This is a genomic window from Erythrobacter sp. F6033, assembly GCF_023016005.1.
GTDB lineage: Bacteria > Pseudomonadota > Alphaproteobacteria > Sphingomonadales > Sphingomonadaceae > Erythrobacter.
The window spans coordinates 879,183-891,828 of record NZ_JALKAZ010000001.1; the positions used below are offsets into that span (position 1 = coordinate 879,183).

General features: G+C 57.3%; 12 protein-coding genes. 7 read left to right on the forward strand and 5 right to left on the reverse strand.

The features are described from left to right. Window positions 1–13: 13 nt before the first annotated feature. Window positions 14–2,107 (forward strand): malate synthase G, encoded by a 2,094-nt coding sequence (locus tag MWU39_RS04095; protein ID WP_247158700.1) that lies wholly within the window; start codon window positions 14–16, stop codon window positions 2,105–2,107. 13 nt (window positions 2,108–2,120) lie between these two features. Here MWU39_RS04095 and MWU39_RS04100 read toward each other — a convergent pair whose 3' ends face one another. Further along, window positions 2,121–2,696 carry a hypothetical protein gene (locus tag MWU39_RS04100; RefSeq protein ID WP_247158701.1) on the reverse strand — a complete coding sequence of 192 codons (576 nt, stop codon included), beginning with the start codon at window positions 2,694–2,696 and terminating at the stop codon, window positions 2,121–2,123. Window positions 2,697–2,836: 140 nt separating this feature from the next. Between MWU39_RS04100 and MWU39_RS04105 the strand changes: the two genes are divergently transcribed. Further along, on the forward strand, window positions 2,837–3,499 hold the full coding sequence (locus tag MWU39_RS04105; protein WP_247158702.1) for a D-Ala-D-Ala carboxypeptidase family metallohydrolase: 663 nt from the start codon (window positions 2,837–2,839) through the stop codon (window positions 3,497–3,499). Here the strand turns inward: MWU39_RS04105 and rsmA are convergent. From rsmA to lptD, 4 genes are all read right to left on the reverse strand, one after another. Continuing rightward, entirely contained in the window at window positions 3,483–4,304 is an 822-nt protein-coding gene (gene rsmA, locus MWU39_RS04110; protein WP_247158703.1) for a 16S rRNA (adenine(1518)-N(6)/adenine(1519)-N(6))-dimethyltransferase RsmA, read from the reverse strand. The two genes, MWU39_RS04105 and rsmA, sit on opposite strands and share 17 nt — an antisense overlap. Next, on the reverse strand, window positions 4,297–5,322 hold the full coding sequence (pdxA, locus tag MWU39_RS04115) for a 4-hydroxythreonine-4-phosphate dehydrogenase PdxA (RefSeq protein ID WP_247158704.1): 1,026 nt from the start codon (window positions 5,320–5,322) through the stop codon (window positions 4,297–4,299). Before pdxA ends, rsmA begins: the two co-directional genes overlap by 8 nt. A gap of 9 nt (window positions 5,323–5,331) precedes the next feature. Next, the gene (locus tag MWU39_RS04120; protein WP_247158705.1) at window positions 5,332–6,633 is read right to left on the reverse strand and encodes a peptidylprolyl isomerase; all 1,302 of its coding nucleotides are present in this window, start codon (window positions 6,631–6,633) and stop codon (window positions 5,332–5,334) included. A gap of 294 nt (window positions 6,634–6,927) precedes the next feature. Beyond that, window positions 6,928–9,204, reverse strand: coding sequence for an LPS assembly protein LptD (gene lptD, locus MWU39_RS04125; RefSeq protein ID WP_247158706.1), 2,277 nt, complete (start codon window positions 9,202–9,204; stop codon window positions 6,928–6,930). 230 nt (window positions 9,205–9,434) lie between these two features. Between lptD and MWU39_RS04130 the strand changes: the two genes are divergently transcribed. From MWU39_RS04130 to ndk, 5 genes are all read left to right on the forward strand, one after another. Further along, window positions 9,435–10,889, forward strand: a complete 1,455-nt coding sequence (locus MWU39_RS04130) for a leucyl aminopeptidase (RefSeq protein WP_247158707.1) — start codon at window positions 9,435–9,437, stop codon at window positions 10,887–10,889. Window positions 10,890–11,002: 113 nt separating this feature from the next. Next, on the forward strand, window positions 11,003–11,152 hold the full coding sequence (locus tag MWU39_RS04135; RefSeq protein ID WP_247158708.1) for a DUF2256 domain-containing protein: 150 nt from the start codon (window positions 11,003–11,005) through the stop codon (window positions 11,150–11,152). Beyond that, complete coding sequence (locus MWU39_RS04140) at window positions 11,149–11,583, forward strand: DNA polymerase III subunit chi (protein ID WP_247158709.1); 435 nt, start codon at window positions 11,149–11,151, stop codon at window positions 11,581–11,583. The genes MWU39_RS04135 and MWU39_RS04140 overlap by 4 nt, the downstream gene beginning before the upstream one ends. A gap of 16 nt (window positions 11,584–11,599) precedes the next feature. Next, window positions 11,600–12,100: a hypothetical protein gene (locus MWU39_RS04145; RefSeq protein WP_247158710.1), complete on the forward strand. Its 501-nt coding sequence runs from the start codon at window positions 11,600–11,602 to the stop codon at window positions 12,098–12,100. A 110-nt stretch (window positions 12,101–12,210) separates the two neighbouring features. Beyond that, complete coding sequence (gene ndk / locus MWU39_RS04150; RefSeq protein ID WP_247158711.1) at window positions 12,211–12,633, forward strand: nucleoside-diphosphate kinase; 423 nt, start codon at window positions 12,211–12,213, stop codon at window positions 12,631–12,633. Window positions 12,634–12,646: the final 13 nt, after the last annotated feature.

Genomic DNA, 12,646 nt, shown 5'->3' on the forward strand with positions numbered 1-12,646 from the left:
CTAGAGGACCATAATGAGCAACATGACCACCCGTGCAGGCCTTTCGATTGATGATCGGTTGGCGACTTTTCTCGAAACGCAGGTTCTGACCCCTTTGGGGCGGGACGTGGATGCGTTCTGGAATGGGTTTGCTGCTCTGTGTGCAGACTTCGCACCGCGCAATCGATCGTTGCTTGCAAAACGCATTGAGCTGCAGTCACAAATCGATAACTGGCACATTGATCGGCGCGGAAAGCCGCATGATGCGGCCGAGTACCGCGCGTTTCTGGAGAGTATCGGGTACCTCGTTCCCGAGCCTGAGGATTTCACCATCGGCACGCAGAATGTCGATCCCGAAATCGCGACGATGGCGGGGCCTCAGCTTGTCGTGCCGATCCTGAATGCGCGTTTTCTGCTCAACGCCGCCAATGCACGTTGGGGCAGCCTGTATGATGCATTTTACGGCACCGACGCGCTGGATGCGCCGCCTGCCCAGTCGGGCGGATATGACAAAGCGCGCGGCGATGCTGTGATTGCGCGTGGGCGTGAATTTCTGGATCAGGCATTGCCACTGGTCGATCAGAGCTGGGCTGATCTTAAAGATGAGCATGACGGCAAGTTGCAGGATGAGAGCCAGTGGGTTGGCTTTACGGAAAACGGCCTGCTGTTCCGCAACAATGGCTTGCACATCGAAGTTGTTTTTGACCGCGATCTACCTGTCGGCAAAGATGACAGGGCAGGCATCGCAGACATCAATGTCGAAGCTGCGTTGACGACGATTGCCGATTGCGAAGACTCGGTTGCTGCGGTTGATGCCGAGGATAAATTGCTGGCCTACACAAATTGGCTCGGCATCATCCGCGGCGATTTGCAGGAGAGCTTCGATAAAGGTGGCAAAACGCTCACCCGCCAGCTCAATAGTGACAAGACCTATAAAGACGGCGCGGGGCACGAGCACAGTCTGTCTGGTCGCAGCCTGATGTTTGTCCGCAATGTCGGTCATCTTATGACCAATCCGGCGATCAAGCTGGCCGGTGGACGCGAGATTCCCGAAGGAATCATGGATGCGGTATTCACCAGCGCGATCAGCACTATTGATGTTGAGGGACGTGCCAAATTTGGCAATTCCAAAGCGGGCAGCATCTATATCGTAAAGCCCAAAATGCACGGACCCGAAGAGTGCGCTTTCACCAATGATCTGTTCGATGCGGTTGAAGATCTGCTTGGACTGCCGCGCCACACGATCAAGGTTGGCGTGATGGACGAAGAGCGCCGCACAAGCGCCAATTTGGGCGCGTGTATCCATGCTGTGAAAGACCGGATCGTGTTCATCAACACCGGCTTCCTTGATCGGACCGGCGATGAAATTCACACTTCGATGCAAGCAGGACCAATGATGCGCAAAGGCGCAATGAAGGGCTCTGATTGGCTGAAGTCATACGAAGCGCGCAATGTCGCGATTGGCCTCAAACACGGGCTGTCCGGTGTGGCGCAAATCGGCAAAGGCATGTGGGCCGCGCCTGATCTGATGAGGCAAATGATGGTCGAAAAGATCGGTCATCTGCGCGCTGGCGCGAACACTGCATGGGTGCCTTCGCCAACGGCGGCGACACTTCACGCGCTGCATTATCATCAGGAAAACGTGTTCGACATTCAAAAGAGCCTGCCGGAGCCCGCTGGCCTTGATGCGCTGCTCAGTATCCCACTCGCCGAAAACACCAATTGGCCGGAAGAGGAACTGCGCGACGAACTGGACAACAATTGCCAGGGCTTGCTTGGCTATGTCGTGCGCTGGGTCGATGCCGGGGTGGGTTGCTCCAAAGTGCCTGACATCAATGATGTCGGCCTGATGGAAGATCGCGCAACACTGCGCATCTCGTCCCAACATATCGCCAACTGGCTGTTGCATGGGGTGGTGAGCGAGGCACAAGTGATGGATAGCCTCACCCGTATGGCGGCCAAGGTTGATGCGCAAAACGCGGATGATCCGACCTATATCCCGCTAACGGGCTATGAAAATGCACCCGCATTCAGCGCGGCAAAAGACCTGATCTTCAAAGGCGTGAAGCAGCCCAGCGGCTATACAGAGCCGCTGCTGCATGCTTGGCGACAGGTGAAGAAACAGTAGGCGGGATCGGGGGCTATTGTTCCGGTTCGATATCGTCCCAATCGATATCGAGGTCACCCAAATCAAGCTCAATATCGAATCCACCTTCATCGAGCGCCGCGACAGCTTCTGGGCCTTCTTCGGCTTGCAATTTCAGCTTGAATAGATCGTCTTCAACGGCGGCGCTCATCATTGCGATTTCGCCAGCGACCTCTTCATCCGAAAGGCTTGGATCGAAAGTGGCTGTGGTGATCAGTTTAACGCGGCAAGCGTTCTCACCGGTCGGCACGACGAAGTGTTCTTCGACTGACAGGAGTAAGTCGTTGATGCGTGGTTGGATAACGCATTCAACTTTGTGACGTTCACCTTCGACGCGTTCCAGAACTGTGAATTGAAAGCTAACGCCTTCCAGTTCGTCCATCGTGAGGGCGTAGCGATCTGTTTCGCCTTCGACTTTTGCGACATTCGCGCCGCGCGCGATATGGGCAAAGCGCGGATCGGAAATGTCGATCAGGGGGAATACATCCGCACAAGAGCGCTCGATATCGACCTCTGCTTCGAATGTTACCGGGCCTTCAATCATTGGTTTTTTCTTGTTGAAACCGAACATTGGTTTTCCTTCCATCACGGCGACAATGGCGTGGGGATAGGGGCAATTTCCTAAGACTGCGTTGCCATCGTCGGATCGCAGCGCAGCGTCACAACGCATCAACGCTTGGCTATCGATCGCGGTTGAGTACAATTGCGTGCATGCGCAGAGTCTTCGCCACATTTGCTTGCTTTTTCCTGCTGGGCAGCGCGACCTTTGCCGGTGAGGATGCCTTGGATCCTTCATCATCGAACGCGTTTCACAAATGGGTGAATGTGAAGTCAGACCGCTTGGACCACTATCAGGCATTTGAAGCATTTCTGCGCAAACGCGGCGTGAACAACGTCGTGCCTGCGTGGCAGCTTTGGCGGATCGATGGGCAATATGCGAAACGGTGCGGGACAGATTTCTTCGCGGTGCCGCCTCGCAAACACTGGCCGAGCATCGTACCTGCGCTGTTGCTCATTCGAGATGAGGTTGTGCCAGTTGTTGGGACGGTTGATGTGGTCTCGGCTTCGCGTACGCCAGAGATTAATGCATGTGTAAATGGCGCCTCGCGTAGCAAGCATTTGCAATTCCGTGCTCTCGATCTGGTCACCGAAAGACAGCAGGATCGCACCAAGCTGTTCACCAGTCTGTGCAAGTTGCAACGGCGGGTTGGAGCTAGGACTAAGATGGGCCTTGGGGCGTATTTTGATCCCGACGACAAACCGCGAAACACAGCGGGCCGGTTCCACATCGATGCGGAGGGCAGCCGGACATGGGGTTTCGATTACACCCGCAAATCAAGTCCCTGCGCCAAGTTGCTCAGGCAAGTGTCTTAGCAAGCGCGACAAATTCCGCCACGCTCACAGTTTCTGCGCGCCGGGTTTCATCGATGCCGACTTTCGCAAGCGCATCCAGCGCACCGGGCACGCCTTTCAGGCTTTGGCGCAGCATTTTTCGGCGCTGTCCGAAGGCGGCTTCGGTAAGGCGTTCGAGTGTCCGCGCCGAGACGCCTTCCGGTGCTTCTTTAGGTGTGACATGCACAATGGCGCTCATCACTTTTGGCGGAGGAGTGAAGGCGCTGCGGTGGACCTTCATCGCTAGTTTGGCGCTGCTGCGCCATTGGGCGAGCACTGCGAGACGGCCGTAGGCGCTGCCGCCTTCTTTGGAGACGATCCGCTCGGCCACTTCGCGTTGAAACATCAGCGTAAGGGACTGCCACATTGGCGGCCAATCGGCCCCGCCAAGCCATTTCACAAACAAGGCGGTGCCGACATTGTATGGCAGGTTGGACAGCACGTGAAATGGCTCGCCGCCCATAATTTCACCGTGATCCAGCTTCATCGCGTCGCCTTGGATGACAGTGAGCTGACCTGGGAATGCGTCCGATAATTCAGCGAGCGCTGGCAGGCAGCGTTCGTCCATTTCGATGGCGGTCACATTGGCGCCCGCACGCAAGAGCGCGCGGGTTAAGCCGCCCGGTCCGGGGCCGACTTCGAGAACATTCGCGCCGCTTAAGTCACCGGGTAGGGCAGCGATCCGGTCCAGCAATTGCTCATCAAGCAGAAAATTCTGACCAAGCGCTTTGGATGCTGAAAGGCCGTGCCGCGCAATGGTTTCGCGGATTGGCGGTAGTTCAGGCATGTGCGCTCGCGGCTGCGCGCGCTTTGGCGCACGTTCCTGCCATGCGGATCGCTGCGCACATTGCGCTTGGATCGGCCGTGCCTTGGCCAGCGATGTCGAACGCAGTGCCATGATCAGGTGATGTGCGGATAATCGGCAAGCCGAGCGTCACGTTCACGCCCTCGTCAAACTCCAGCGCCTTTAGAGGAATGAGAGCCTGATCGTGATACATACAAAGTGCCGCATCATAGGTTTCGCGCATCCGCGGCGTGAACAAGGCATCACCCGGAACGGGGCCGGTCACATTGAAGCCTTCGCCGCGCAAAACATCAATCGCTGGTTGGATAATGCGCGTTTCTTCGTCGCCAAATTGGCCGTTCTCGCCCGAATGCGGGTTTAGCCCAGCAATCGCCAGACGAGGGTTGCCAACGCCGAAATCCCATTGGAGAGCTTTGGCCACGATCCGTGTCTTGTTCGCAATGAGGTCGCTAGAGAGCTTCAGCGGGACGTCCGCCAAAGCGATATGGACAGTCAAAGGCACGGCGCGAAGCGATGGCCCCGCCAGCATCATCACGGCATCTTCCGGCGATAGTCCGCAGGCACTGGCAAGAAATTCGGTCTGACCCGGAAATTCAAAGCCGACCTCCATCAAGCCTGCCTTTGCGATCGGGGCAGTGACCATGCCAGATGCTTCTGCACGAACCGCAAATCGCGTTGCCCATTCGAGCGATGTCAGCGCCAATTGTGCGCCAAGGCGTGTCGGCTTCCCGGGAGTGTAGGGAACATCAAGCCCGGCGAGCACAGGGAGTCCGGCATGAAACGCCATGGGTGCTTCGTCAGGCTGCGCGATAGGAACGACGGGGCAATCAGCACCGCACGCTTCCGCAGCATTCTTGAGGACCTCTACGCCGCCGACGACAAAGAAGGTTTGTGAACGCCAATCGCTGCGCATCCGCGCATAGCTGGCAGTGATAATCTCCGGTCCGACCCCCGCCGGGTCGCCAAGCGACACAGCCAGCGGAAACGGGGTTGTGCTCATGGCGTCGGCTCAGTTGGTCTCGATATAGGCGTCGTTGCGCAGATCGCGCAGATAACGCTGCGCGCGCTTCGTGATCCGCTCTTGCTCGAGCTGATTCATCACCTCTTCAAAAGTCGGAGCACCTGAATCCTCGGGATCATCCCGGCCACACAGCATAAGCACACGCACGCCATCCTGCGGAGTACCGAATGGCCGCGTTGTTTGGCCGATCTGCAGGTTCAGAACCATATTGCGGAGCTGATCTGGCAGGCGGCTGGCGCTGATATCGTTGTTCTCGACCACTGAGGCGCCGAGTTCGGTTTCTGCCCGGCCAGCATCCGCGCAGCCACGCAGAGTTTGGACAAAGGCGTCGAACTCGGCGACCTTTGCCTCGGCAACGGCCTGCGTCACATCAGGTTCAAAAGTGATCGCGATCTGTTTCAGGTTCAACACGGCGTTGTTCGGGTCAGCCATCAAAACCTGACGCTTGTTTGTCAGATAGAGGATCGAAAACCCGCCCGGAATTTCGATTGGCCCGACAAGTTGACCCGGCTGCATGCTGCGCGCCGCATCTTCGAGAGAGGCGTTCTTTAGCTGTGGGAGGCGAATCCAGCCAAGGTCGCCGCCGACGACAGCGGTGGTGGCTTCGGAGTATTGCCGCGCATAGGCTGCAAAACTGCCGCCCTGACGCAGCTGTTCCATGATCCCTTGAATATTGGCGAGAACCGTTGCCCGATTCTCTGTCGTCGCGTTCACATAGATTTCACTCAGACGATACTCGTCGGTTCCGCGCGCTTCTTCCATCCGTCTCAGAACGTCATTCACCTCTTCAGCGGATACGTTGACGAACGGAGTGATGTTCCGGCGCAGCAGGTTTTCCCATGCAATCTCGCCTTCGATCTGACGCTTAAGCGCAGCAGGCGAGGAGCCGATCGAGTTCAGGTATTCAGCCATTCGCTCAGGATTCTGACCGAAGTTCTGCACGGCGAGCTGTTGGTATGTTTGCTCAACTTCAGCACGGCTCGCCGGTAATTCAATCGCCTGAGCCGCCTGAATTTTCAGCGTTTCATCGATCAGATTGCGAAGGATTTGCACCCGCAAACGCTTGAGATCGTCTTCGGAAAATTGGTTTTGCGAAGCCGAGGTTAACAACGCGACGCGCTGATTGATGTCTGTTCGCGTGATAACATGGCCATTGACCACAGCGGTTGCCGAACGTTCGCCAACTTCCTCCGTACCGAAAATGTCGAAGTTATCGGGGAAGTTGAAAGGGTCGGCTGCAATGGGCTGTGCCGTATCTTGGGCGCTAGCCGGCAGAGCGGCGAATCCCATCAGGCCCGCAGCAAAAATTCCAGCACAGTTTTTCGAAAAAACCTTCATGGTCACGTAATAAATCCCGATTCAATCTGTCGCATAAGACTAGCGATTTGGTGTGTTCGCGCGGCCCCTCTCGCGCTTCTTTTCCCAGCTATGCCCTCGCTTGGCTTAACGGAGGCTGAGTAGCTCTTTGGCCTGTTAGACAGCGCCCTTAACGTCTTTTTGACGCGCTGCCAATTCGCGATGAGCCGCTTTGCCCTGATACCATCATTAGGCATGCGCGCCATTCTCCGGCAATGCGCGCCTGATCTACTGGAAACCGAGGTTTCTTAGCGCGAAGAACAGCTGGAACGTGTTTCCGCGCTCGGCATCGCCGGCTGTGATAAAGTCGCGGCGCCAAGTAAGCCCCATATCGATGCAATCATCCTGATAAGCGATGCCAAGGCGGGTACGGATCGGTTCAAAACCGTCGGGCGCGAATGTTGGATCTTCGTCGGCCCCGGTGAGGTTGAAAACCCCTGAGCCAAAGGCCGACCAATGCGGACCGAATGCGACGCGCGCAGCGACGCGAAATTCTTCGCGATCCTGCAAATCCTCGACTTCCTGAATATCGCGGTTGAGACGCAAATAGCCAAGTTCGAGATAGGTTTTTCGGGAGCCGATCGTCGCATCGATTTCATTCCGGCGAACCGCCAGATTGTCTTTGTCCAAGCGGAAGCGATGCGTGAATTGGAGGAAATCGCGATAGCGAACTTCGGTGCGGCCTACAAAGTCGGAAACTTTGTCTGAAAGACCAGTACCATCCGGGAAGACATCGCGCTGTGCGTCAAGCCGGTAGGATTGGCCCACGGTGGTTTTGACGTCCCAACCAGGCTTGGCGAGGGACCAGTCGATGCCCCAGGTCACACGCGCACCATCTTCGACCCGGTCGTATCCCGGAAAACGGTTCAGCGCAAACAAGTTGGAATCTTCCAAATCGATTGCGCGCGCATCTTCATTCGGGATGCCGAGGTTGCGAACTTTGGGGCTGGCGACGATCTGAACGCGCGGGGTCAGCACTTGCGTGCCACCAAATGCCTCGCCAGCAAACGGCCATTCGATATCGATTGCTGCGGTGGCGATGCCGCGGCCTGTCCAACCTTCATCACCGCGATAACTCTCTGTCAGTGTCGCGAGTGTGTTATCCGTGTGATAAATATCACCGCGTACCAAGCCGGTAAGCGTCACCACTTGGCCAAAGTCTGTCACTTTGCGCAAATCCCAGCGCGCTCCGGCGAATGCGCGCTGTGTGTCCTGCCCATCGGTGCGGATCAGTCCAAGCGTGTTGGCTTGCAACTGCAATTTGCCGCCGACAACGGGGGTATCAATCAGTTTGCGGTAATCGAGTGCAGGGATCGCCACAGGGATTTGTCCCTGTTCGGCGTTGATCCGCAGCGTTTGCGTGGCCCAACCGGCCAATGAAAAATACGAATCCTCGTCAATTCGTTCCAGATTGACGGTCGAACGCAAACGGTCATCACGGCTAAGGTCGTACCGGCGCAGGAATGTGCGGTCGCTGGCCACGCGGACAGAGCCCGTCAGGCTCCATTCCGGCGTGAACTGAAACTTGCCGTTGGCGAACAGATAGCCGCGCGGATCGCTTGTCGTCGTTGGCACGCCCGTAAAGTCGGCGACGCGGCTGGACACGGTGGCATAACCGGTCACCTGATAGGCGCCTTTTTCGGTCAGATGACGCCACTGCGCGCGCGCCATTGGGGCAACGTCGGTGAAGACGGAGGCACCCAGTCGCAAATCCTGATTGTTGGACAGCCGCCAGTAATAATCGCCTGAAAGCTCCAGCCCATTTACGCCCGAAATCCGCAAATCTGGCACGAGGAATCCGGATTCGGCGTTGCCATCTGTACGCAGAGAAAGCCCGGGCAAGGGCAAGATACGCGCGCCGAACAATTCCAGCACCGCGCCTTTAAAAGTCACGCGGTTCTCGCTGGGGTCAAACGTCACGCGGTCTGCAGTAACGCGCCAGCTGGGATCCTTTGCACAGCCGTCTTCGCCGGTAACAGCGCATGCGGTGTAGGCGGCATCGGTAAGCACGACGGTGCCATCCTCTCCGCGTCCACCGGAGCGGGCGGCCAATCTTCCGCCCGCGCGCAAGGCGACGAGCAATTCTTCCATCGCGCCCGCTTCAAATTTGTCGTTCAGCTCAAGGCTTTCGGTGTAGAGCTGGTTGCCGCGATCATCGACGAAACGAATTCTGCCGCTTGCGAGAATTTGGCCTGTCTTGCGGTTCCACAAAACCTGATCAGCGCGAACGGAGCCTTCATCGCTGCGTAAGATAACATCGCCGCGCGCAACGACCGTTTCATTCTCGTTGTCGTAGGCGAGCTGTTCGGCTTCGAATTCAATCTGTTCCCCGGCAAGCAATTGCGTAGGGTCTGATTTTTTTGCTGCGTCGTCAGCCGGATCTGCCTTGGGCTGTTCGGTTGCAGGACTTTCGACCGGGCGATCTTGGGCAGTGGCTGGCGCCGACAGGATAAGCGCGCCGGACCAGACTGCCGCTAGCGCAATCTGGCTTGCCTTGCTGTGCAAATATGTGCCGAGCGTGACCAACCTTGTGCCTTTCCAGCGTGCAATTATTGACCCGAGAAAACAGCGTTCGGGTGAGATGTCTTGCCTATTGCACCGCTCGCGCTTAATCGCAATCGCCATTCAAGGGCCGGTGCACCGGGACCGATAAACCGCCCCACTCGTTGGGAAATTGATCGGCCAGAACGCCATAATCAGGCCAACCTTAATATAGACAGATCGCGGGAGACCCCATGCAAATCCATTTCACCGACACTGCGCCTTCCGATGTGCGCCTATCTGCGCGGATCGTAAATCACTCATCGGGCATGACTGATCTTGATGCCGCGGTTGTCGACGGTGCCAAGGCTTCGCGCTTTAATGGCCGGACAGGACAGACGTTTGAGACATTTGTAACGGCAGGCGGAAGTGTTCGCCGGATCGCATTGGCTGGTGCGGGTGAGACCGACTCTGCAAAGCGCGGATTGAATGTCGAAAAAGCGGGCGCTGCGCTCGTCGCGAAATATCTGCGCTCGGGCGAGACCGAAATGGTTGTCGACCTTGGGCATGCTGATCTTTCGGCTGATGAAGCCGCTGCCGCGCTCCTCGCGATGCGCCTGCGCGCGTGGCACTATGATCAATACCGCACCACGCTCGCCAAAGAGAAGAAAGTCACCTTGGCGAAAGTGCATGTGACCAACGCACCTGATGGCACCGAAGCGGCGTGGGCGGAGCAGTCCGCGATTGCGAAGGGTGTGGAATTCACAAAACGCCTGATCACTGAACCTGCAAACATCCTGTATCCCGAAAGCTTCGTAGAGCGTTGCCGCGAAGCCTTTGAAGGCACTGGCGCTGAAATCTCCGTGCTCGACGAAGCCGCTATGGAAGAGCTTGGCATGGGCGCATTGCTCGGTGTCGGGCAGGGCTCGGTACGGGAATCGCGTATTCTGGCGATCCGCTGGAACGGCGGCGGCGACGAAAAACCGACTGTACTGGTCGGCAAGGGTGTTACGTTCGACACTGGCGGCATTTCGTTGAAACCGCCTCCCGGTATGGAAGATATGAAGTGGGATATGGGCGGCGCAGGCGCGGTTGCAGGCGGAATGCTTTCCATCGTTTCGCGCAAGGCAAAGGCCAACGTCGTCGGCGTTATGGGCCTTGTCGAGAACATGCCCGATGGCAATGCGCAGCGTCCCGGCGATGTTGTTACCACAATGAGCGGTCAGACGGTCGAAGTGCTCAACACCGATGCTGAAGGGCGCTTGGTCCTCTGTGATGCGCTGCATTGGGCACAGGAAGAGTATAATCCTGCGCGTATTGTCGATCTCGCTACGTTGACGGGGGCGATGATCATCGCGCTTGGTCATGAGCATGGCGGCTTGTTCTCGAACGACGATACGCTGGCCGAGCAGTTGAGCGAAGCGGGCTTTGCCACCGGTGACAAGCTGTGGCGTCTGCCGATTGGCCCTGCTTACGATAAGCTCATCGACAGCCCGATTGCCGACATCAAAAACGTCGGCCCGCGTCCGGCGGGTTCGATCACGGCCGCGCAATTCCTGCACCGCTTTATCAAAAAGGGCACCCCTTGGGCGCACCTCGACATTGCGGGCATGGTGTTCTCTGACAAGCCGGGCCACACATGGGACAAAGGCGCAACTGGGTACGGCGCGCGCTTGCTCGACCGCTTTGTAAAAGACGTGGCGGAGTAAGAATGCGCGCGGTCGTGCATTTCGGCCTGCAAGGCCGCAAGGGCGACCGCCCGCCCGAGCTTATGCGAGGAAGCCAAGTGAGCGGATGCGAACGCCGGCGCATGAGGCCCTAGATGGGAAAAATGCGTAAAAAGTCGGATCTGCCTTCGAAGATTTGCGCGACCTGCGGCTTGCCTTTCACTTGGCGCAAGAAGTGGGAACGGGATTGGGATAGCGTGCGCTATTGCTCGGAACGCTGTCGGCGTTCAAAAAGCAAACCATGAAGATCGATTTCTGGCAGCTTTCGCGTGATCCTGCGGACACGGTGTGCACTTTAATTGCGCAGCGCGTGCTTGATTCCGGTGAGCGGCTGCTGGTCGTTAGCAAGGATGCCGCACAGCGTGAGGCGATTTCCAAGGCTCTGTGGAAGCGCGGGTCGACCGCGTTTCTTGCCAATGGCGAAGCGGGCAGCGACGGGGATGATCGCCAGCCTATATTGCTTTCTGATAAAACCGAGGCTGCGAATTCTGCGAGCCACATCATCTATGCCGATGGCGAATATCGTGAGGCGGAAGGTTTCGCGCGCACATTCCTGCTGTTTGATGATGCAAGTCTGGAGGCGGCGCGTGCCACGTGGCGTTCGCTTGACGGTATCGATGGCCTTGAACGCTCCTTTTTCCGTCAGGATGGCGGCAAATGGGTGAAAGTCGCCTGATCTTGGGGAGATGATGATGCGTAAGATGATTGCACCACTAGCAGCCGCTGCGATGCTGACCGCGTGCGGATCGGACAATTCCGAGACGGTTTCAGCCGACGAAGGCGAATACAGCATCGATGCTGAATCTGGCGAGACTACTGCCACGGTCCAGACCGAGGATGGCACGGCGACATTCAGATCAGGGGCCGATGTGCCGGTTGATCTGCCGCCAGGCTTCAGCCTTTATCCCGGCGCAACGGTCACCTCGAACAGTCGTTTTGAACAAGAGGGCGGCGGCGGACAGGTTGTCCTGCTGTCTTTTGAGAGCGAAGACAGCAGCGAGCAAATCGCGCAATTCTATCGCGATGCCGCGAGTGAAGCAGGCTTCAAAATCGCGGTTGATGCCAGCATGAATGGCGGCCAGCTTATCACCGGTGAGAGCAAGAATGGCGGCGTTTTCACGCTCAGCACTTCGGCCGAAGAAGGCAAGACGCTCGCTCAATTGACGACGGGCCTTGGCGAGATCACCCCCTAACCCCATATCAAAAGCTTGAACTGGCGTGCCAGCGCGGCTAAGCGCGCGCCGGAAATCATTAAGCGCACCCCCGCGCGTTTCACTACGCATTTTTCTATAAGGAATTCATCATGGCGGTTACCCGCACCTTTTCGATCATCAAGCCTGACGCGACAAAGCGTAACCTGACCGGTGCCGTCACCAAAATGCTCGAAGAAGCCGGCCTTCGTGTCGTCGCTTCCAAGCGTATTCACATGACTCGCGAGCAAGCCGAAGGCTTTTACGCTGTCCACTCAGAGCGTCCGTTCTTCGGTGAGCTCGTCGACTTCATGATGAGCGAGCCAGTTGTTGTGCAGGTTCTTGAAGGTGAAGACGCCGTAACCCGCAACCGCGACATCATGGGCGCGACCAACCCTGCGGACGCTGCCGAAGGCACCATTCGTAAGGAACTGGCGCTTTCGATCGGTGAAAACACCGTACACGGCAGCGACAGCGAAGAAAACGCGAAGATCGAAATCGACTTCTTCTTCTCGGCAGACGAAATCGTCGGCTAAGCTGCGCTTTCAA

What these genes read in the sequence shown, in the direction of transcription:
- rsmA (WP_247158703.1), bottom strand. Translation starts at nt 4,304, where the DNA reads ATGCCTGAACTACCGCCAATCCGCGAAACCATTGCGCGGCACGGCCTT.
- MWU39_RS04140 (WP_247158709.1), top strand. Translation starts at nt 11,149, where the DNA reads ATGAAGATCGATTTCTGGCAGCTTTCGCGTGATCCTGCGGACACGGTG.
- MWU39_RS04095 (WP_247158700.1), top strand. Translation starts at nt 14, where the DNA reads ATGAGCAACATGACCACCCGTGCAGGCCTTTCGATTGATGATCGGTTG.
- pdxA (WP_247158704.1), bottom strand. Translation starts at nt 5,322, where the DNA reads ATGAGCACAACCCCGTTTCCGCTGGCTGTGTCGCTTGGCGACCCGGCG.
- MWU39_RS04135 (WP_247158708.1), top strand. Translation starts at nt 11,003, where the DNA reads ATGGGAAAAATGCGTAAAAAGTCGGATCTGCCTTCGAAGATTTGCGCG.
- MWU39_RS04130 (WP_247158707.1), top strand. Translation starts at nt 9,435, where the DNA reads ATGCAAATCCATTTCACCGACACTGCGCCTTCCGATGTGCGCCTATCT.
- ndk (WP_247158711.1), top strand. Translation starts at nt 12,211, where the DNA reads ATGGCGGTTACCCGCACCTTTTCGATCATCAAGCCTGACGCGACAAAG.
- MWU39_RS04145 (WP_247158710.1), top strand. Translation starts at nt 11,600, where the DNA reads ATGCGTAAGATGATTGCACCACTAGCAGCCGCTGCGATGCTGACCGCG.
- MWU39_RS04100 (WP_247158701.1), bottom strand. Translation starts at nt 2,696, where the DNA reads ATGTTCGGTTTCAACAAGAAAAAACCAATGATTGAAGGCCCGGTAACA.
- MWU39_RS04120 (WP_247158705.1), bottom strand. Translation starts at nt 6,633, where the DNA reads ATGGGATTCGCCGCTCTGCCGGCTAGCGCCCAAGATACGGCACAGCCC.
- MWU39_RS04105 (WP_247158702.1), top strand. Translation starts at nt 2,837, where the DNA reads ATGCGCAGAGTCTTCGCCACATTTGCTTGCTTTTTCCTGCTGGGCAGC.